Below are 20,285 nucleotides of genomic sequence, written 5' to 3' on the forward strand. Positions count from 1 at the left end.
CGTTTATGAAAAACAAGAAAAAGAGGCTAAAAAAATGTCCGGGATTTCTTGACCGCTACACACGATATCCCCGTTGGCCTCAAGCGTCGTCACCACGCCCGGTTCTGGCACTAAGGCGGCCGTAGAGACGGGGACGGCAACGGAAGCATTTTGCTCTGCCAGCGGGATTTTCGCGGGTTCACCGAACCATTGCGCTGATTCAAGTAACTGACCGAAGGCGTTTTCCGGGTTTGCCACTTCGCAGCTAAAACGATTGGCATCACAGCCTTCCGGGAACACCACTCGCCAGACATCCAGCCCCATCAGTTGCAGCTCTGCCGCCAGTGCTGCGGCGGCTTCATTGCCTGCCTTGTCATTGTCATAGGCGATATGCACCTGCCGGATCTCATACTGCTGGAATGCTGTCCGATGTGCTTCGGTAAAGCCGTGAACCCCATACGAACAGGTGACATTGCGATAACCCGCACACCAGAACGACATCGCATCAATCAGAGATTCACACAGGATCACCGAGGCCGAACCGACCAGCCCGGCTTCATTCCAGACACCGCCATGTTCACCCGGTAAATACAGATGCAGCGGTGTGCCTGCCCGCAGCCGATCCGTGATTTTACGGCCATACATTTCCTGTATTTGCCCGTCTAGACCGATCACCGGTACAACCAGCGAGCCGCTGAAGTGTTCGTGCCCGCTCTCCCGCATTAGCCCGACCGCCTGAAGCCGGGCACGGATCTCAGCGCCCGCTTTGATTTTCTTCTCCGGTAAGCGATAACCGAGTGTCCGGTTGGCAAAGCCGAGCTTAAAATGACTGACCAGCTCAGGATGATCAAGGCGGCGTTTTTTCAGATACTGATGGGCTTCCGGCGCATTTAGCAAAGTCTGGTGATAGAACTCAACCACCCGTGACAGCAGCGCCTGTTGCCCGACTGCATCACGAAGCATTTCGGAAGATTCAACCAGCGGCTCGACCGCCGGATTGTTGCCAAGCATCGCCCGTAACCGTTCGCAGGCATGACGCAGGCTCAACCCTTCGGTTTTCATCACCCAGTCAAGTACCGAGCCGCCCGCATCGCAGCCAAAACAGTGATAGAGGTTTTTCGACGGAGTGATCACCATTGAAGGCGTTTTTTCCTCATGGAACGGGCACAGCACGATCATATCTTTGCCGCGTGGCGTGAGTTTCCGCCCTTGCTGCTCAATGACCGCCACTAAGGAGACGGCGGATTTTAAGTGCTGTAATTCTGCATCGGGAATGTGAGCCATAAAGTGACCTTCCTAAAATTGCGTCAAGATTCCATTACTCTTTTATTTAGTATCCGACAGGATACCAATATAAAGCAAGCACTTTTTGGGGGATAGAATGAAGGCAAATTTCTCTGACTGGTTTAATTCAATGAGTATCGCTAACAGACTCATCGCCCTGCGCAAGCAAAAAGGCTTATCACAACAGGCATTAGCGGATGCTATCGGCATTCATGTCACACAGGTAAAGCGCTATGAGGGCGGGATTTCGTTACCGTCTCTGGAAGCCGTTAAAAAGATAGCGCAGACACTGCGCGTGACAACAGATTCACTGATATTTGAAGATGATGAGCTACAACCTGATAGCGATTTAGCTCTACAGTTTCAGGCTATCAGCAATATGCAGCCAGAACAGCGGCAGGTCATAAAGGAAGTGCTGGAAGGGATGATCATTAAATATGAAGCGGAACGCTGGTCTTCCAAGATGAAGTAAAAACGATTAACGCAACGTATTCGGGCGGGCACCCGAACACGCTGCTCACCACAAGCAACTACCAAGGAGTTGAATGATGGCTAAGGCGCATTCTAAGCAAAACCGGGCGGTAAATAAAGCCGCCAAAACCGAACGTTATTACACCGTGGGATACGTGCCGCAAAATAACAAGGCCACCGCCCCGCCTGCGATCCATTTGAAAGGCCAGTGGCTCAAGGCGGCCGGGTTCGATAAGGGTTGCACCCTGACCGTGAAGATTATGGAGGGCTGTTTGGTGCTGATCCCTGACAGCGACGACACCCGCACCATCAAGCAACAGTACCAGCACCAACAGGATCAGCTCAGTGAGATTAAGCTGCGGATGCGCGAACTGATTGGCGACTATAAAAGCCGCTAAAGGCAGGCACTGAGCGGCTTTTAAAAAAGAAGAAAGCCGGAAGATCATGGGGATCTTTCCGGCTTTTTGATTTTATTCAGTCACTATTTCATACTTGCCTACAATATCAAAAACATGATCATAAGTGCTTAATATATATCTTTTATTCCCCGACCGATGTTCTTCTTCAACTTCATCAAAACTAGAGGATGAATATTTCTCATATGGATAATCATCTAGCATATATATTTTAATAAATTCAATATTATAAAAATTAATGGAAATATTTATAGGATCTTTATCTTTTATCTGCGGTCTACAGCCTGATAATGATAAAGATGCACTTACTTTCATACTTAATGGAGTCATATTTAATGCTACATCAGTAGTAATTAGCGCATTTCTTGAATATATAATTCCATATACTGTTTCTATAGCTTGAGTTTTCATTCTATCGACCACATTTCCTAATCTGAATGGATTTACCGCCATCTTCTGTAGAGAATCTACGATCAAGATTTATTTCTTTTAATTCTTCAGGAGTTGCCCATCTAGATGGGATTTTCTCTATACCAGCCTCTTTTGCCGCATATAACCTACGGTTATCTAAACTGAATACTGAATGTTTGTGTGCTCCTTGTGACATAAGCCTTTCCTGTGTGGAAGGAGGAAGATCTTTCATTCTTACCTTACGTATTGGCTCAACCTGATTTATATAAGACGGATCATTAATAAGCCTATGCTTTAACTCATTAATATTTCTTCCATCATCAAATATAGGATTAATGTCATTCTGAGAATAGTGAACGGTTTTCGGACTAACAGACTTTAATCCTAGGGGGTCGATCCAAGACGTTGGATTATGCACATAAGCATACGGGTTAAACCCGCCTGCCAGCCCCAACGGGTCGGGCGTCAAGTACTGCCCCGCAACCGGCGAATAATATCTGTACCGATTGTAGACCAGCCCGCTCTCTTCATCCAGCCACTGCCCGGCGAATTTTAGACCCGGATTCAGTTCTGCATTTTCCCCCGACACACCCAGACGCAGCCCGTACAGGCTTTGCGGTGGCTGGCGCCAGACCTGGTGCCCCGCGGCATCAAACAACGCCAGCGGCTCGCCCGTTGGCGCACACACCGCATACTGCGTCTGAATTTTCCCGGCGAGCAGTTCACTGCGGTTTTCCGGGTTCGGGGTGAAAAACTGTACCTGCTGCGCCAGCAACTGCCAGCCATCAAACACCAGATGGCGGATGCAGTGCAAGCGGTTATGCCGGTATTCGCGGATTTCCGCCGGCACGTCGCCGTCCCACAGGTAAGTCGTGCGCTGGCCTGATTGTTCACACGTTTTCTCGGTGCGCCGCCCGAAGGCATCGTAGCGATAATCCCACTGCTGGCCGCCCGGCGTTAACACCCCGATAAGCTGGTTCTGGCTGTTCCACCTGAACTTGGTGAGCTGGGCGCGGTGTCCCTCCTGCCACAGCTGCATGGCGGTCATCCGCCCCGCATCATCATACTCGAACAGATGCGGGCCGAGCTGGCGTAACCGGTGCCCTTTCTGGTACAGCCGTTCCCCGTCAACCTCATTGAGGCCGTCAAAACGGCGGGCGGGATAACCGGACGTATCGTATTGATAATGCTCACGCAACCGTTCGCCGTCACTGACTGAGGTCACCTGTCCATTGCCGTTCACCACATAGCGCAGCCATTGCCGCTCATCGTTTGCGGCCACCAGATTGAGTGCCGCGTCGTAGCGATATTCCCGGTCCAGACCCGCCAGTGTCGGCTGGGGTATATCGGCCACTTCATGGGCTTCAAAGAATTCGGTGTTGCGCCCGGCACGTTGTGCGGTCAACTGCCCCATTAGGGAATGTTCCTGACGCAGGATGAAACCTTTATCCGACTGACGGTGCCATTCGTGCCCGTCGTCATCCCGTTCAAGGCTGAGTGTATGTTCACCGCTGAAACTGACTCGTCGCAGTTCACCGACTTTATTGGCTTCGGTTTTTGCCTGCCAGCCCTGATTACCTGTGGTGAGAAGTGTTCTTTCGACGGTGGTGCTGTCCGGGTAATCACGCTGGATGTCGCCGTGTGCCTGCGTTTCTTTGACGATGCGGTCTTTGTCGTCATATTCAAACGTCAGCGGTTCACTTTCCGGTGCGGTGACTTCCAATAAACGGCCGAGGATATCGTAACGGTAGGTTGTAGTGCCTTCCGGCGAATGCATGGCGGTCACCCGGCCCGCTGGATCGTATTCATAGCGGGTCAGGTTACTCAACGCATCCCGTTTTTCAATGCAGTTGCCGTTACCGTCATACGCATAGTGCCATTGTGTGCCCGCATAATCAGTTTCCGTGACTACCCGGCCGTCCGCATCCAGTGTATAACGGTAGCTTTCCCCTTGCGGGTTAATGACTGCCAGCAGTTGCAGACTGTCAAGGTCATAACGGTACTGCCAGCGATGGCCTTCCCCATCGACGCGTCCTACTGGCAGGTCAAACGGGCCGTATTCGATATACCATTGCACGCCACGGGCATCCGTCCACTCGGTCAGGTTGCCGTGGCGGTCATGGCGAAATCGTTCCAGACTGTTGTTCGGGCGATCGCTTAACGCCACGCGATGGTGGCGATCGTATTCCCACAGCCACAGTGCGCCACCCCCCGAGGCCAGTCGCTGCAAGCGGTCATGGCTGTCGTAGCCCAGCCGCAGGCTGCGGTTTTCTTCATCAAACAGTTTGCTCAGGCGCTTATGGTCGTCATATTCCCAGGTGCGTTTATGCCCTTCATCGTCTTCAGCCGCGATAACCAATCCGAATTCATTACGCGTCAGCGTGGTTTTGCTGCCATCGGGGGCAATAAAGCATTCTGCATTGCCATGGTTATCGTATTGCTGCCACCAGACGCGACCGAGGGGATCGGTCATGCTGATAAGGCGGTCAGTCTCATCGTAGTGATATTGCCATGTTGCGCCGGTGGCATCGGTAAAGGCCGTCACCAGCCCGGTATCCGCCAGATAGTCTAACGTCAGGGTTTGCCCTTCCGGTAAAATCTGGTGGCGAAGGTTGCCCCATTCATCATACTCATAACGTGTGACATGACCGCACGGGGTTTCAACCCGGGTTACCTGTTGCTGGTCATTGTAATGCCAGATTGTGGTGTGACCTTGTGGCGTCGTTGAACGGGTGATGCCCGGTTCATAGGTCAGTTGTACCGGGTAAAACCCGCCACTGCCAACACTGTGGACGCAACGGCCTTGCGTATCATAGGCATAATCGACGGCGGTCTGGTCGCCATCCGACCAGCGGCTAATCAACCCCTGTTCGTTATAGTCATAGAACAGGTGAAATTGCTGGATACTGTCTGCTTCTGCCAGCCAGCCATTCTCGTGATAGCCATAGCGGGCCATCACGTCATTCAGCCCATTGTCAGTGCGGCGAATGTCGGCCAGCAGGCCATCATCACGGTAGAACAGCCGCAGTTCCGGCCCATCGCTGTGGGTGACTTTTTCCAGTTGATGGGTATTGTTATAGTGAAAACGCACGGTATTGCCATTGCGGTCACGGTGTTCAGTCAGCCGCCATGTTTGCACGCTGGCAACGGCGTCTTTTTCCGTGAGTGCCCGAAACGAAAAATATTTACGAACCGGGTTATTGCGCCCGGTCAGGACAAAGCCGGACTTTTCCCGACTGAGCCTGAATTCAGGGTGTTCCGGGTTGATACTGTGGTTCACGCTTTGTGGCAGGGCAAAATGCAGTGAAGCCCCTTCAGTTGTCTGGATTTCTATCCTGTCCCCGGTGACCAGAGCACATTCAGAGAAGTTGTCGAACCAGTTTTCACCCAGCAATCCCCGTTGCCCCGGCGACCAGCTACGGGTAAACAGCAGCGGCAGTGTCTGCCCCAGCTCAATATCAGTACGTTGATCAAACAGCACCCCGGTGGTGACATCAATCGGGTCACCGGTAAAGAATTTTTTCGTACTGGCCCAGTAGCGTTTTAATCCTTTGGTTTCTTTGAAGGCAGTTTTGGCACACTTGAGTGTTTTGCCCAGGGCAATCTCTCCGACTTTTTTCGCGCCTTTAATCGCCCCCCTGACAACCGCTTTCTGCCCTGTTTTGGTAAAGAGCTTTCCTATCCCCTTGGCTAACCCACGTGAAGGCGGCACCACAAATTCGACAGCGATTAATAAAGCCCGCTGCCAGCCGGAAAATTCTTCCTCGATTTCCAGATACGTACCCTGACCGGAGCCGATAAAAACCTTGCTCGCCCCACTCTTGATAGTAGAGCCGCACACCAGCTTATCATCCTTCCGCGCAGCGGGTTCGCCATTGATAAACACCGATTCACTGCCCTGCGCTATCAGCGGTGGCGGGTGTTTGCTGCAGGTGGCTAAATCCACGGTCGCCCGGGCAGCCGGCTTACCTTCAATCAGGACATTCGGTGATCCTTTGCTGATTTCGCCATCCGGCGGCCCGATACTGTCTATCATATTGGTTACCGCCGAACTGACATCGCTGATAAACCCGCCCAGTGCGAGGGTACCCGCTGTACCTAATGCCAATACCGCCGCAGTGGCTAACCCACCCGTACCCACTATCAGTGCTGAGGCCGCCGCAAAGACGGCGGCACCGATCAATGCCCCGACAACAGCGCCTGCCAGTGCACCCAAAAAACTCGAATGCTGGATAATATCACCCTCACGCGCCGCTGCCGGGCCGCGGGGCTGTGAGGGAGGCAGGGCTCTGCCCACGGCATGGGTAGCGCCCACACGGGCAATCCGTGTTACGATTTCGTCACTCAGTCCCATGATGGCCTCCTGTCACACGGCCTGAAAACTGGTGACAACCGCCAGTAACGCGTTGCGTTGCCCTTCTTCAAAGGGGTGCGGTGACGTCAGATTAAAGGCCAGTAACTGGCTGCCCCGGATTTGCAATACCACGGTCTGGTGCATTTCCCCTTCCGGGCTTTGCCAGTGATAATCCAGTCGCCACGCACCTTCACCGCTGAGTGCCATTTGTAAGCGTTGATGCTCCTGATAGCCCGGCAGGTGGGCCGCAAATTGCGCCAGCGTTTGTTCGTAATACGTTGCTGCATCGGTTCCCAGCGGTACAGGCGTCCGGTTAATCACCAGATTGACGCCACTGTCATCCGGCAGCACAAAAACCTGCATGGTTTCATCCCGCCAGTGGGCTGGGATAAGCAGGGTGCCTTCATTCATCTGGTAAGGGTGTGCGCTCATTGTGTTTCCTTGTTTAATTTTTCTGAAATCGTTATTGGGATCAGTTCAGGGTGATCACTTTCTGCCCGTTGATAATGACGGTGTCGCCCGTAATGTGGATGTTGCCGTCTTTGTCGATCGAAATACTGCCTTTGGTATTGCCGATATAAATACCGTCTTCGACGGACTGGATAGTGACGGCGCCCTTAACGCTGAGCACACTGGTTTTTTCCACCGTCACCTGCCGTGTCCCAATACTGCTGACTTCCGTGCCGATGACTTCTTTGTGGCGATCTTTACGCACCGTAATGGCTTGATTGTTGCCAACACTTTCTGTGTGGTCATGCACTACACGGGTCGATCGGTCATTGAGGACTTCCGTACTCATGTCCTTCTGCGCATGCATCGACAGCCGTTCACTGCCTTTTGCATCCTCAAACAGCAGCTCGTTGTACCCTTCCCCTTTGTGGGTCTTGGAGCGGAAGGCCATCTGGGTTTTGCTGCCCGGCAACCCGCCCGGCGGGATGTTGCTGGCGTGATAGGTTCTGCCGGTGACGATCGGCTGGTCCGGGTCGCCGTGCAGGAAGTCCACCACCACTTCCTGGCCGATACGGGGAATGGCCAGCATGCCCCAGCCCTGTCCCGCCCACGGCTGGGTGACGCGTATCCAGCAGGAGCTGTGGTCATCACTGTTGCCGTAACGGTCCCACGGGAACTGGAGGCGGATGCGCCCGTACTGGTCGCAGAAGATTTCTTCCCCCGCCGGGCCCACGACTTTGGCGATTTGCGGGCCGTCAACCACCGGTTTCGGCAAGGGGGCCGGGCGCCAGCTCTGGTTATGGCGGATAAAGCTGAAGTGGCTGTGCAGGGTGGTGCCGCTGTCACCGGCGGCGGTTTCCCGGGCCTGCGGCTGGCTGCCGGAATGACTGGTTCCCACGACCTGCCACGGCTGGTTGAGGTCAGGGCGCGGGTGGTTGGTCAGGGTGAACAGCCGGCCCGGTTGGACCGCGATGGCATGACCGCGGCCCTGTCCCATCACCGCGTCGTTGCGCAGCGCTTCAAGGCGGTAGCGGGTGAAGGCTTCACCATGGGCTTCGTCCTTAAAGCGGCCCGGGTAATCGTAATGCTCGTAGTACATTTCCTGCAGGGTTTCTTCCTTCATCTGCGCCCGGAACTCAGCCCCCCAGGCCGGGTTTTTGAAAGTGTAGTCTTTGAGTTCAACCTGGGCCGGGCGCACCTGTGCGCTGTAGGTCAGGCTGCTCACGGAAGGCTCGCCCAGGGTGCTGCCTTCGCCGGGTTGATAAGGGATGACGATGCCCGGCGGGACGGAGCCGGCGTCGTCGGCAAACACCAGGGTGTTACGGCCGTTACCGCATTCAAAGAAGTAGAAGATGCCCTCTTCCGCCGTCAGGCGTTGCAGGAAAACAAAGTCACTTTCCTGATACTGCACGCAGAATTCCCGCTCGGGATGCGGATGGCGCAGGCTGAACACCACGTCGCGGATGCCGTGCTCTTTCAGGAGGGTGGTGATGATGGTGGCAATGTCCTGCTGCTGGAAGATGCGCGAGTTCTGGCGCAGGGTCGTGCGCCACAGGTCAGGGCGGAGGGTCATCTGGTAGGTGGTCTGGTGCAACCCGGTATTCCCCTGCTCAAAGCGGGCCACCATCCCCGTGATGCTGCGCTGTTCAACACCGTCCTGCAAGATGGTCAGGGTCGCAGAGCGGTCAAGGACGGCCGGAAAATCAATGGCCGGGTCGGCACTCGCCAGCCCGACATTCAGGTTGAATGGCTGAGAAAAACCTTCCGTCAGCGCGAAATCAGTGACGACAAAGGTCTGCGGGGGCAGCCCCCCCGCCGTCAGGGTAAATTGCAGCCCGCTGGGGGCGCTGCCCCCGCCGCCTAACATGGCGCCGGCTTTTTGCAGGGCTTTGGTTGCCGCATTCTGACCGCTGGCGGCCCGTGCCGCCAAGCCCTGGCCGCCAGCCGCACGCTGAGCGCCGCTGACAAAGCCGCCGGTGCTGCCGGCAATGCCGCCTCCGGCACTGCCGCCGCTTAAGCCCCCCGGCATCCCCGCCACCTGCTGCACCATTTGGGCGGCCTGCTGCCCCTGCCGGACAAGGGCCTGCCCTTCTTGAAGTTTCGCAATGCGCTTTTTCATCGACATACTGTGTCTCCCTGATTAATGCCCGCCGTCAGTGATGACGGCTTGTTCATGGCGTTGGGTACTGCTTTCGCTATTTTTCTCAATATGGTTATCGGTGCGGCTTTCCCGTTGTTCTGTCGCCTGACGCAACCGGTCATAGCGGCCGAGCAGGGCGTTAAAGCGCTCATCGATGCCTTTCAGCAGTACCGGCGGGGCGGGCTCGCCTTTCGCCGCGTAGACACTCAACTGACGCAGCAGCTCTTCCAGCGGGATGTCACTGCCGTGGCTGCGCTGGATGTCATAGATGGCGGTTTTCAGGTAGGACAGCGTGAAACTGCCGCGGGTCCGCTCCTGCAACAGGATTTTGTCCGCCAGTTGCTGAAGCTGGTCGCGGGTGGTATGCCAGTTCCCTTTCAGGGGGATGCTGTCAATACGCGCGGCCATTTCCTGTTCCCACTGGCGGGTGATGTGCCGCTGGCTCGGCGACGCGGGCCAATTTTGCTCTGCCGTGCCTTTCAGGGTGCGGGCGGCTTCCCATGTTGCCAGCACGGGGGTTTCCGCCAGCCTATCCAGCTGGTTCTGATAATTTTCCAGTTCGGGCCGGTACAACCAGGCCAGCCGGGCCCCTGTGGGTTGGGCCGTGATGGCGTTGAGTTGCTGTTGCAGCGGTTTGTAGAACAGCAGCCCGCTGCCCACCAAAACCAGTAACCCCAACAAAGCCCCGAGGCCAAACCCTTGCCACGCACTTAAGCCTTTCGGCGGTTGTTCAGGAAATTGGACGCGAACCCGCTGTGGGTGCCCGGCCGCGGGCGGGCTGTCAGTGCGCGGCGGCGGCGGTGGTGGCGCAGTTTCCTGTTCCGCTTCCGATTGTTGGGACAGATAGACTAAAGGCGGCATCTGTACCGGCTGTGACGCCGGTTTGGCGACTTGCCGGGGTTTTTCCAGCTTTTTCGCTGAGTTCTGGAAGAACCACAACAGGTTCTCAACACGCGGCAGGCGTTTCAGGTCGGATTGCTGTAACCGGTCGATAATCAGCTGGAGTGCCCGTTCGGCGCGGTAAATCATCCGCAGGTCACCGGCGGCAAAATCCAGCTGGCGTAACACACTGCCGGTACGGGTGTGGAACCACTCCAGCAAGTCAGTCCGTACCTGCGGCTGAGGCGGCCACAGCGTGTCCCACTCACTGACGATAACCCCGGCCAGCAGTTCACAGCCTTCAGTGAAACCCGCCAGCCCGTTCAGTTGCATCCGCGCCAGGGTGTAGTAAATCGCCGTCTGCAAATCGACGCCGTTGGTTTTGAATATCGTCAGGGACAGGGATTCCACCAGCGGCCAGTTGACTTCCGGTTGTGCCGGATGGCTGGTTTTGTTGATTTCATCGCGGATAACGGCAAATTCCGGCAGGTTCAGCGGACTGCCGCCCGCCCGGATGATGAGATTTTCAGGGTGCCCGCTCATATTCTCGCTTTTCTCCTTAAAAAAACCCCTGCCCGAAGGCAGGGGGCGGTACAGAAGGTCGTCACCTTAATAGAGGGTGTCCGGCAGTTTGAACTGGCTGAATAGCCCGCCCGCAAATGGGTTGTCCGATTCGTCAACGTAGATGCGGTAGGTCATCTCACCCCCGTCCACGTTGAAACGCACGTCAAAGAAGCCCGGCTGAACGTTGGTCAGCTTGCCGCTGTTGATCAGTCTCAACTGGGCCCACGGCCCCGTGAAGCTGATGGCGCGCGGGGCCTGATTGCTTCTGTCCGGCATCAGGGTCAGCTTGCTTTCGGTGCCGGCCCGCATGGAGTTCGGCCAGACCAGACGCGCCACATTGCTGCGGCCGTGAGAGTAATCCACCAGTTGGCCGTCGAGGTTCAGCAGGGCGCGGCGTTTGTTGCCGGTCAGGCTGACGGGTTCAATGGCAAACTGGGTGCCGAGGCCGTTCTGCGGGGTAAAGAAGGTGGTCCGGATACGATTCGCCGTTTCCAGCTGTTTCATCACATCCGGCCGGATCAGGATCTTGCCGTCCGTGCCCGTGGTCAGGCCATTATCCACAAACGGTTTCAGGCTCTGCTGGTAGAAGACATCCAGTGTGCCGCCCGGGCGGAAGAAGCGCTCAAACTCACTCAACGGCACTTCTTCACGGGCGTTAGGGTTGAACGGATAGCGGCCCGCCAGATAGGTCTTGTACTGTTTGACCACGGAGTCGTTCCACTCCACTTCCAGCGAACGTATCGCTTCCATCATCACCACACGCCACGCCTGTTCAGCCAGCTCACCCACCCAACGGTTCAACGGCTCCGGCAAGGTTTTCGCCATCTGCTGCACTTCAAAAATGGCATCACTGTTGTTCTTGTCCAGACGCATCTGCACCGCTTGCAAGGCGGCTTTGCCCGGTACCGGCGAGTTCTGGATCGCCAACAGGTAACGGTGCAATGCCGTCAGTTTTTGGTAGACACTTTGCAGTGTGCTGCCCTTGTCACCGCGTTCAACCAGCACCCCGGTTTCCGGCGCAAAGTCATGGCTGATGCGGTTTAACAGCTTATAATCCGACTGCGCCAGCAAAGCATCTTTTTCCTTTTGGCTCAGTGAATTACCCATCACCGGCGGGTTGGTGTTATCACTCAGGATTTGCAGTGCCCGCTTGACAGGTTGCTCACCGCTGATCACCTGTTCGATGGCACTGATGGCCTGCGGCAGATCATCAAAGTCACGTATTTCGAGGTTATTCATCGACGCCCGCCATGTGGCGGTGTACTCGGCCAAATACAGTTCATTGATCTCGCCCTGAATCCTTTCCTGATCTTCTTCACTGTACTGGTCGTTATGCTGTGATAATCCCGTTTCGTTGGATTTATCTTGATTATTCTTTGTGATGTTCAGTACCCAGCTATCCATCTCGGTCAGTTTCGTCAGTTCACCTTTCTGCCGGACGAAGTAATCCATCAGACCGTGGCGGGTCAGTAACTGGGGGATCACCAACCGTTTTTCGTTGCTGGCAATAAACACGTCGTCAAAGCTCGGGCCAATCTGGTCACGCAGGTTGATTGGCGCGGACAGGACGTCCTGTGCCTTGATCCGCAGGTTCTGGTAAACCCGTTGTTTGACGGAGAGGGTTTTCAGCTCCTGCTGGGCCTGTCGCATCGGCTTCACAAACGGGGCGAAGCGATCGATAGCGTCCTGATCGCCTTTATCCCGCTTCTCTTTCCAGTCGGTCGTATCCAGGGCGTAATCCAGATGAGTCAGCAACGCTTCCTGCACATTACGCTGGCCGTGGAACGCTTTACTCCAGCGCTCACGCATGTACTGCTCGACCAGCCCATTATTACGTTTGCTTTTATCTTCCATCATGCGCATCACACGCAGGATCTCGAGTTTTTCCTCACTGCCTGCCGGGGCGTTATTCAGATCATCCAGCAGCCCCTGCATCAGGGAGGGCAGGAAACGCTGTTCCAGCAGTTCCACATAGGTGCTTTCCACACGTTGCCCAACGCTGCTGCCCTGATACAACGCCATGTCAGTCAGGAAGGATTTATTTTCACGGTGGTTGCCGTAAGCCAGCGTCGCGTCACGGATCGGGTTAAGCTGTGACAACTGAAGGTTGCCGTAGCGGTCATCGCCTTGCGGCGGGGGAATGGACAGGAAGTTTTTCGCCTGTGCCAGTACCTCTTCACCCGCACGGTAGTTTTTCTGGTAGAAATAATGCCAGCCACCCCACATCGCCATGATGACCAGTGCGCTCACCGTGGAGAAGGTATACAACTGGCGGCGGTTGCGGCTCAGCCAGATACGATTTTCAGCCGCCAGATTCGGCTCTGCCAGTAAAACATTTTCAAACAGGGAGTGGGTGAAGTACGGCAGGGTGTCGCCCGCCGGCCAAGTCGGGAACGCCTGTGAACCCAGATGATACTGCGCCGAAGCAGATTGGGTGAACAGGTCGTCCATCTGCCCTACCTGATGCGCCGAGGTCAGATAAACCCCGCGCAGGGTCGGGCGATGGTGTTCATCGTTATACAAAATGTCATCCAGCATCTGGACGATATAGCTGTACAAGCCCTGAATCTGACGGGTGAAACTGAACAGGGCGCTGCGCTGGTTGGCATCCACATTGTTCAGCATCATGTCTGGCATGGCCGTGTTCAGGTTGTTCATCCACTGCTTCCAGAACTGTTCCAGTTCACCGCGCCACGCTTTTTCATCACGGTTATTCAGGCTGAATGTCACACCGAGGATCTCGTCACGCAGTTTGCGATCCAGTGACTGATACATCGCTTCAAAGCCGTACAGCAGGTCAATTTTGGTCATGACCAGATAGAGCGGCAACTGGCTGTGGAAGGTCAGACGAATGTCTTGTAAACGCTGGTGAATTTCACGCACGTAACGTTCACGCTGTTCGCGGCTATCCGTCAGCAGGCGCAGGGTATCAACGGTCAGAATAATCCCGTTGAGTGGCTGGCGCTGACGGTTTTCGGTCAGCCAGTTCAGCAGCGATTCCCACAGGCGGCTGTTGATTTGTGGCTTGTCACTGTTAAGCGGGACGGGCTGGTCAATCAACTGGCCTTTCGGATCGATGATGACCGCTTTTTCCCCCAACCAGCAGCGCAGCATCAGTGGAATGTCTCCATCCTGACGCAGATATTCCGGTGCCGCGATTTCGGATAGCTTATAGCCTTCTTTAATCAGTGAGGTTTTACCGCTCTTCTGGCTACCGATCACCATGTACCACGGGCGTTCGTACAAGTAATTGTACGAGTCCAAGTGGCGTTGCAACTGGGATTTCCAGTGGTCGAGGTAGCGATCCTGATGTTCAATATCTACCCGAACCGGATCCACCACTTTCAGTTCAACGTCAAGATTGAGTTTTTCCAGTGTCCGCAAGCGACGCCACGCTTTCATGCCAATCCAGAACAGCACTATCATGATGATGATGGCGGTTGCCAGCCAGCGGGCCGCGAGACTTTCCAGCGGATAGTCATTGCGGATGTTCCATTCTGGTCCCCACCACCAAACCGCTATCAGGAGCAGGCAGGGGATAAGCGCCAGAATCAGTGCCATTGTAGCCTTGAGACGTGGCAACGACTTAAACTTCGACAGCGCCGGTAAGGCCGATTTCAAAGGTGCCAAAGATGACAAAGAGGGCCATTTCATGGGTTAACGCTCCTGTTTGAAGCCGTATCCTTAGAGGAGGAAGGAAGTTTTTCAGCCAGTAAAGTCAGTAGGCCGGGTTCCCATTGAGTGAGTAACATGTGTTGTCCAGTGTGTAACAAGTTCCGGTAATGCTGTTGAGCCAGCGCCGTCATGCCCGCTTCTTCAAGCAATTGGGCATTGAGCAATTGACCGTAGAATTGATCCCGTGGCTCGGTAAGCTGTTGCTGGTGTTCTTCCAACATTTTCAGGGCCGCTTCTAACCCCTGTTGCTGGAAACACTGCCAGATAGCTTCCTGATCAGCAGAAACGGAACCGTTGCCCGTTGCCGCTGGTTCAGGTGTGAGCCAGTTGAGGGTTTCTGGAGAAATAAACGGACTCATGTCGGAAAAACTTAAGGTTTTCAACACAGGTAACCGTTCCAGAAATGCGTTCAGTTCGTCACGAATGGCCAGCGCGACGTTCACATAACCCAATTGTGCTGCGGCCTGTGCGGCGATGACATGCCCATCCAGCCAATAAGGTGCCAGCGTCAGGCTTTGTTCAATTTGCCGGAGCAATTTGTTGTCCGCCGTCGGCAATCGCGCCAGATAATCGGCTGTGCGATCCGCAGCAGTCGGTGCCAACGGGGTTTTGCCTGTCGCATTCGCCATGGGTGCCGTGGTAATGGTGTGCCAGACAGCGTGACGGCGCAGGGAGTAACCAATGGGAGATTCGGGATGCCGTTCACACAGCAAATCGGCTACCGTCATCAGGGTCTGCTTCCACGCTTTTTCGCTTGAGCTGTTAACGTCCACTTCTGGCATCGGCGCAGCTGCGTAGGTCTGGGACGTGGGTTCCCCGGACTCCATCGTGGATGCCGGCGCAGTCGCTACCGGAGCCGGTTTTGGGGCTGTCGGTGCGGTTTCTGGCTGACGGTTATAACGAATACGCAGTTGGTCAACTTCTTTGGCAAGTTCCGGTTCATTGGCATGCCAGCATTGAGCCAAGTGTGCAAACGCACCTTGTGCATCATCCCGTTCATTTTTGTTCGCCCGTTCAATGAAACTGCCTTGCGCGGACTCAAAACGCTTGAGTACCTGCTGCGCCAGCCGACGCTTTATCAGCGGTTTGACTGGCCAAGCCTTTTCCCAGTAGTTTTTGACATACTCAGTCAATAATTCCAGGGCGAGGATCAACTCAGCCGCATTGCCGGCATGTTGCAAAGTACGCAACAGGTGCACCATCAACCGGAAATCCTTGCAGTTTTCGCTCAGCAGTTGCAATGCCTGCCGCTGGATCTCTTCAATATCCAACGAACTATGCGACAGCGAGCCAAATTTGATCATTTCGCCGTCAATGTATTCCCATGAAGGTTCACCATCTCCCAGCGCTTTGCCAATCTGTTCATCGGACAAAGGAGCCAACAGAGAGCCGAACCAGTCAAATTGTGTTCTGATGTCCATGTCGATTACCAACGACAAGCAGCGCGCAATGGTTTGGCTGCCTGCTCCAACTGAGAAATGTTAAAGGTTATCTGGTGGCCATTACTGCCCGTAATGGTCACCCGTTCGCTGTTCATCAGGCGCTTGATTTCCTCAATGCCCGGTAAGCCACGGCTGGATTCCCATAAGTAACCGTGTTCGCGCACAAACCATTCAGTTCGGTACTCGGCTTTATCTGTTGTCACAGTGACAACACCGGATTCCACGGCTTTAGGCAGTGCCACCTGCAAACGGGTGATACTGTCGATGCAACTCAGCATTAATACGGGACGCGGGGGTGCTACCCCAAGCGCGGGCGTGGTCAGGATAATCGGGGCCTCACCGTTCTCTCCCTGCTTCACAATGAAATCAGTGGAGTAATCGGTGCGTTTCATCTCCTGTTCCATCGCCTGCCGCCATGAAGGCCCCATATTTTCGATAGGAATTTGTACAGTTTTGAACTTGAGGTTATTCAACGCACTGTCATAACATGCCAGCCGGATAAGAGGAGACGGCTCAAAACGGCAGTTATACAGTTCATCTAAATTTTGTTCTTCCTTTACCGCGACTGCTTCCTTTGGTTCTACCACCGCCGCAAGCTTAGGATTCCCTGCCAATGACGCGAGTAATGAGCTGATAATTAAAACAATATTCATAATCTACACCCGTATTTAGCCAGTTTGTAAACCAACGTCCGCTGGGCAATGCCCAAGCTTTGCGCAATCAATCGGGTGTCGTTACCAAACTGACGCTGACGTTGAACCAACACGGCGCTTTCAAATTCTTCTATGGCCTTTGGCAGATTATCGATATGACTGTAATCCACGGAGATACTGCTGACTGCCGCTGGGTTTTTCGATTCACTCAGGGAGGCAAGCAGTTCATCCAATTGTTTTTCTTTCTGGCGTTGAACCTGAAATACCTGGCGGATTTGGCGTAACTGTCCGCGCAGTTGTTCGAGTTCCTGCAATTTTTTCAGGCGATGCTGCATAACATGGCAATAAATGCCGAACATGTTTTCATTGTTGGTGAAATGGTTGACATTTTCGGCAAATATGGCGATTACACCGCAAGCCTGCCCGTTGCAGTCAAACAGGGGAATGCCGTACAACCCACAGTTATGCGGTAACTCTGCAATAAACGTGCGGAAGTAAGGATCATCAATGCGCGCCCCGTGATTAAGGGAATCCCAAACTGTTGGGGTTCCCTTGCGTAATACTTGTATCAACGGATTATTAACGTCATCGATAGCCACATGCAGCCGACGTGAATTGGTCTGCTGAGGTTCCGGCAGGTTGTAGCTTTCCAGCCTGTTTTCAGTGATGTTAAGCAGGAAAACCAACAGGGCATCAAAACGCGAGCTATGGCTGACCCGCAAAAAATGGTCAACCAGTTGTTCTATAGTGTCATCGTCCAATAACGCTAACGCGCTTTTCAGCCGCTGTTTCATTATTCTGCCTCCTCAACCTCTGCCTGAAACTCGTGCTCTGCTACGGTTAAGCGGATAGCGCTGATTTGTGTCCCCGCAGCCATTTTCTGCAACAGCAGTAATGAAACCGGCGGTAACAGTGCGCCATCAATGATGGACTCCAACATACGGGCACCATTTTCTGCACGGGTAGCACGTTGTAGGATCTCTTCCGAGACTTCATCACTGATAGTGACTTCGGCGTTGAAACGTTGAGTCAGCAGCGTATCCAGTCGGGCCAGCTTGCTCTGAATGATGGTTTTCAGTGTTTCATGGCCCAGCGGCAGATAAGGAATCACTTCCATACGTGCCAACAGTGCCGGCTTGAAGAATGCCGCCAATTCGGGATAAAGCAGGTCGTTGAGCTGATCAGGCTGCTCAGCATTGTCTACAATGGTTTGGTAACCCAGATTGGAAGTCAGGAAGAACACGACGTTTTTACAGTCGATGATGCGTCCTTCTCCATCAGCCAGTTCCCCTTTGTCGAACGCCTGATAGAACAGGTTCAGTACATCCGGGTGCGCTTTTTCCACTTCATCCAGCAAAACAACGGAATACGGTTTCTGGCGGATAGCTTCGGTGAGCACGCCACCTTCGCCATAACCGACGTAACCCGGAGGTGAACCAATCAGGCGGGAAACCGTATGTTTCTCCTGAAACTCAGACATGTTGATGGTGGTGAGGTATTGGCGACCACCGAACATCAGTTCCGCAATTTGCAGGACAGTTTCGGTTTTACCGACACCGCTTGGCCCCACCAGCAGAAATGCCCCCAGAGGGCGACCGGGACGGCGCAAGTCCGCACGGGCGGTCAGCAGGTGTTTATGCAGGCATTGGATCGCTGTTTCCTGCCCTTTGATGCTTTGCCCCAAGTGAGTCGGCAGTTCAGTGACGATGGACAGTTCGCTCTGTGACAAGCGGTTCAGTGGAACGCCTGTCCACTCAGCAATGACCGCCGCAATCTGGGTTTTGTCCACGTGTGGAGAAACCAGAGTTTTTTTCTGCTGTAGCTCTGCCAATTGTGCGTTAAGCACCGCCAGTTTTTCGATCAGGGATTGTTCATCGGTAAATCGCTCATCGGCAGTTTCTTCGACTGCTCCAGTTTCTTCGACTGCTTCGGCTTCTTCAACGGCCTTGTCTTGCTCGTCCGCTTCATTTTCTTCCGCGTTTTCAGCAATTTCTTCAACCGCTTTTTCAACGGTGGTTTCGGCCGTTTTTTCTGCATCAGCCGATAAAGAATCATCAGCCAACAATTGGCTGCGCAGGTCGATGATCTGTTTCACCAATTCCTGTTGCTGTTGCCAGTTACTTTCCAGCTCAGCAAGTTGCCCCTGAATCTCTTTCTGCTGGTTTTGCAGCTCTTCCAATCGCTCCGCATGGACGTTCAGCCCCATACGTTGTTCTCTTTCCAGCACGTCGATTTCCATTTGCATCTGGTGCAATTCGGTCGTCAACGAAGAGATTTGACGTGGTGGTGAAGTCAGGTTGATAGCAACACGGGCACAGGCCGTATCCAGTACATCAATCGCTTTATCCGGTAATTGACGGCCGGAGAGATAACGGTCACTCAATACCGCAGAGGATTTCAGCGCTTCATCATCAATCAGAACACCATGTGCCTGTTCATAAATGGCACGCAGGCCACGCATGATAACTGTGGCTTCGTCTGCGGTTGGCTCAGAAACTTTCACCAGTTGGAAGCGACGGGACAGGGCAGCGTCTTTTTCGAAATACTTTTTGTATTCACTCCATGTAGTCGCCGCAATGGTTTTCAGTTCGCCACGTGCCAGTGCGGGTTTCAGCAGGTTGGAGATATCCAGACCACCCGCTTGGTTACCGGCACCAATCAGAGTGTGGGCTTCATCGATAAACAGGATGATGGGCTTTGACGACTGGCTAATTTCAGCCATGATGCCTTTGAAACGTTTTTCAAATTCACCTTTAACCGCAGCACCCGCCTGCAATGCCCCAAGATCCAGTGTCATCAGTTCACTGTTGCGCAATTTATCCGGTACGCGATCGTTAATGATGCGCAATGCCAGACCTTCAATCAGGGCACTTTTACCTACACCGGCTTCACCGACAACGATAGGGTTGTTTTTGCGGCGACGGCAAAGAATGTCGATCATCAGATCGATTTCATTATCACGGCACAAAACTGGATCGAGTTTGCCCTGACGGGCTTGTTCGGTCATGTTTTGGGTAAAACGCGCCAGCAGGCTGTCGCTGTTTGCCGGATGTACCCCCTGCCCCTCTTTATCGCTGGCAGCAAAAGGTTGCTCGGCAGAGCCATTTGTCCATTCAGCAAAATTCTGGCGGAGCAATTCACGGTTGATACCCGCCAGCAAACGCGCAGTTTGTGGTGCCAGATAACGCAGTGGGCTGAACAGCAATGCAATCAGCATCACGCCACTGCGTAGTTCACTGTGCTGCATTTCTGTAGAGGCCAGCAACCAACTATCCTGCAACCACTCCACCAGCATCGGGGAGAAATTGGGGTAAGTCTGCACAATCGATTGATGATGCGTCATCACCTGATCGAGTTGTTCTTTCACTAGATCTTTATCAATGTCTACTTTATTTAGAATCAGTCGCACATCACTGAGTGGGGTATCGATCATGTGAAGCAGCAGTTGTGCAACTGTGATTTCAGGTTGTTGCTGACTGACGCAAGATGCCGCCGCCGCTTCCAGTGCATGGCGGGTCATCGGGTTTAAACGATTTACAAGAGTGGGCAGATCAATCTGAATCATGG

The 20,285-nt window shown here is 54.0% G+C and carries 12 protein-coding genes and 1 pseudogene; 2 read left to right on the forward strand and 11 right to left on the reverse strand.

Going from position 1 to position 20,285, the window contains the following annotated elements; all coding sequences use genetic code 11:
* Positions 1 to 60: 60 nt before the first annotated feature.
* Positions 61 to 1,263, reverse strand: a pseudogene (locus AB204_RS14105) (CHC2 zinc finger domain-containing protein); the annotation flags it as partial.
* 130 nt (positions 1,264 to 1,393) lie between these two features.
* On the opposite strand from AB204_RS14105, the gene AB204_RS14110 reads away from it, so the two are divergent.
* Complete coding sequence (locus AB204_RS14110) at positions 1,394 to 1,735, forward strand: helix-turn-helix domain-containing protein (protein WP_324292616.1); 342 nt, start codon at positions 1,394 to 1,396, stop codon at positions 1,733 to 1,735.
* 76 nt (positions 1,736 to 1,811) lie between these two features.
* Positions 1,812 to 2,132, forward strand: coding sequence for a SymE family type I addiction module toxin (locus tag AB204_RS14115; RefSeq protein ID WP_047964009.1), 321 nt, complete (start codon positions 1,812 to 1,814; stop codon positions 2,130 to 2,132).
* A 72-nt stretch (positions 2,133 to 2,204) separates the two neighbouring features.
* Here the strand turns inward: AB204_RS14115 and AB204_RS14120 are convergent, their stop codons facing one another.
* From AB204_RS14120 to AB204_RS14165, 10 genes are all read right to left on the reverse strand, one after another.
* A complete protein-coding gene (locus tag AB204_RS14120; RefSeq protein WP_047964010.1) occupies positions 2,205 to 2,561 on the reverse strand; it encodes a hypothetical protein in 357 nt (118 codons plus the stop codon).
* 1 nt (position 2,562) lies between these two features.
* Entirely contained in the window at positions 2,563 to 6,915 is a 4,353-nt protein-coding gene (locus AB204_RS14125) for an RHS repeat-associated core domain-containing protein (RefSeq protein ID WP_053067916.1), read from the reverse strand.
* 12 nt (positions 6,916 to 6,927) lie between these two features.
* Positions 6,928 to 7,347: a DUF1795 domain-containing protein gene (locus tag AB204_RS14130; protein WP_047964011.1), complete on the reverse strand. Its 420-nt coding sequence runs from the start codon at positions 7,345 to 7,347 to the stop codon at positions 6,928 to 6,930.
* Positions 7,348 to 7,387: 40 nt separating this feature from the next.
* Positions 7,388 to 9,490 carry a type VI secretion system Vgr family protein gene (locus AB204_RS14135; protein ID WP_047964012.1) on the reverse strand — a complete coding sequence of 701 codons (2,103 nt, stop codon included), beginning with the start codon at positions 9,488 to 9,490 and terminating at the stop codon, positions 7,388 to 7,390.
* A gap of 15 nt (positions 9,491 to 9,505) precedes the next feature.
* Positions 9,506 to 10,927 (reverse strand): VasL domain-containing protein, encoded by a 1,422-nt coding sequence (locus tag AB204_RS14140; protein WP_047964013.1) that lies wholly within the window; start codon positions 10,925 to 10,927, stop codon positions 9,506 to 9,508.
* Positions 10,928 to 10,993: 66 nt separating this feature from the next.
* Positions 10,994 to 14,602, reverse strand: coding sequence for a type VI secretion system membrane subunit TssM (gene tssM, locus AB204_RS14145; protein ID WP_047964014.1), 3,609 nt, complete (start codon positions 14,600 to 14,602; stop codon positions 10,994 to 10,996).
* A complete protein-coding gene (gene tssA, locus AB204_RS14150) occupies positions 14,599 to 16,044 on the reverse strand; it encodes a type VI secretion system protein TssA (RefSeq protein WP_047964015.1) in 1,446 nt (481 codons plus the stop codon). Before tssA ends, tssM begins: the two co-directional genes overlap by 4 nt.
* Before the next feature lie 5 nt (positions 16,045 to 16,049).
* Entirely contained in the window at positions 16,050 to 16,718 is a 669-nt protein-coding gene (gene vasI / locus AB204_RS14155) for a type VI secretion system-associated protein VasI (RefSeq protein WP_047964016.1), read from the reverse strand.
* Positions 16,715 to 17,512, reverse strand: a complete 798-nt coding sequence (locus tag AB204_RS14160) for a hypothetical protein (RefSeq protein ID WP_047964017.1) — start codon at positions 17,510 to 17,512, stop codon at positions 16,715 to 16,717. The genes vasI and AB204_RS14160 overlap by 4 nt, the downstream gene beginning before the upstream one ends.
* On the reverse strand, positions 17,512 to 20,283 hold the full coding sequence (locus AB204_RS14165) for a type VI secretion system ATPase TssH (RefSeq protein ID WP_047964018.1): 2,772 nt from the start codon (positions 20,281 to 20,283) through the stop codon (positions 17,512 to 17,514). Before AB204_RS14165 ends, AB204_RS14160 begins: the two co-directional genes overlap by 1 nt.
* Positions 20,284 to 20,285 lie beyond the last annotated feature (2 nt).

The sequence above is a fragment of the Xenorhabdus khoisanae genome (genome assembly GCF_001037465.1).
Taxonomy (GTDB): domain Bacteria; phylum Pseudomonadota; class Gammaproteobacteria; order Enterobacterales; family Enterobacteriaceae; genus Xenorhabdus; species Xenorhabdus khoisanae.

Bases quoted from the DNA above. Each gene is read 5' to 3' on its own strand.
- AB204_RS14120 (WP_047964010.1), bottom strand. From the start codon at position 2,561: ATGAAAACTCAAGCTATAGAAACAGTATATGGAATTATATATTCAAGA.
- vasI (WP_047964016.1), bottom strand. From the start codon at position 16,718: ATGAATATTGTTTTAATTATCAGCTCATTACTCGCGTCATTGGCAGGG.
- AB204_RS14165 (WP_047964018.1), bottom strand. From the start codon at position 20,283: ATGATTCAGATTGATCTGCCCACTCTTGTAAATCGTTTAAACCCGATG.
- AB204_RS14135 (WP_047964012.1), bottom strand. From the start codon at position 9,490: ATGTCGATGAAAAAGCGCATTGCGAAACTTCAAGAAGGGCAGGCCCTT.
- tssA (WP_047964015.1), bottom strand. From the start codon at position 16,044: ATGGACATCAGAACACAATTTGACTGGTTCGGCTCTCTGTTGGCTCCT.
- AB204_RS14125 (WP_053067916.1), bottom strand. From the start codon at position 6,915: ATGGGACTGAGTGACGAAATCGTAACACGGATTGCCCGTGTGGGCGCT.
- tssM (WP_047964014.1), bottom strand. From the start codon at position 14,602: ATGAAATGGCCCTCTTTGTCATCTTTGGCACCTTTGAAATCGGCCTTA.
- AB204_RS14115 (WP_047964009.1), top strand. From the start codon at position 1,812: ATGGCTAAGGCGCATTCTAAGCAAAACCGGGCGGTAAATAAAGCCGCC.
- AB204_RS14160 (WP_047964017.1), bottom strand. From the start codon at position 17,512: ATGAAACAGCGGCTGAAAAGCGCGTTAGCGTTATTGGACGATGACACT.
- AB204_RS14110 (WP_324292616.1), top strand. From the start codon at position 1,394: ATGAGTATCGCTAACAGACTCATCGCCCTGCGCAAGCAAAAAGGCTTA.
- AB204_RS14140 (WP_047964013.1), bottom strand. From the start codon at position 10,927: ATGAGCGGGCACCCTGAAAATCTCATCATCCGGGCGGGCGGCAGTCCG.
- AB204_RS14130 (WP_047964011.1), bottom strand. From the start codon at position 7,347: ATGAGCGCACACCCTTACCAGATGAATGAAGGCACCCTGCTTATCCCA.